This window comes from Lysinibacillus sp. GbtcB16, from assembly GCF_019091145.1.
Lineage (GTDB): Bacteria > Bacillota > Bacilli > Bacillales_A > Planococcaceae > Lysinibacillus > Lysinibacillus fusiformis.
Window position 1 is genome coordinate 1 of sequence record NZ_JAGXJV010000253.1, and the last position, 304, is coordinate 304.

Annotated in this window: 1 protein-coding gene; it reads right to left on the reverse strand. The window is 58.9% G+C overall.

Annotated features, from left to right (window positions below; translation table 11 throughout):
* On the reverse strand, positions 1–304 hold a 304-nt coding region (locus tag KVT27_RS24170; RefSeq protein ID WP_305799935.1), incomplete at both ends, for a helicase C-terminal domain-containing protein.

Consider the following 304-nt stretch of genomic DNA (forward strand, 5'->3'; position numbering starts at 1 on the left):
GTCTGCCAGCCGCCTGCCGCTTGGCCATATACACAGGATCTTGCGGCGGGAACGGCAGCGCCCACACAATAACGTTGGACAGGGATGGACCCGGCACATCAAGTCCCTCCCATAAACTAACGGCCGCCAGCACGCTGTGCTCGTCCCCTTGGAACGACGCGATAAGATGGCTGATTTCCTGATCACCTTCGAACAGAAACCGCAGATGCGCGCAATCGTTCCTATCCGCAATTTCCGCCTTAAACCGCCGGAGCTCCTCGTAGGTCGGGAATAAGATCAGTGCGCGGCCTTCCGTCCGGTTGAG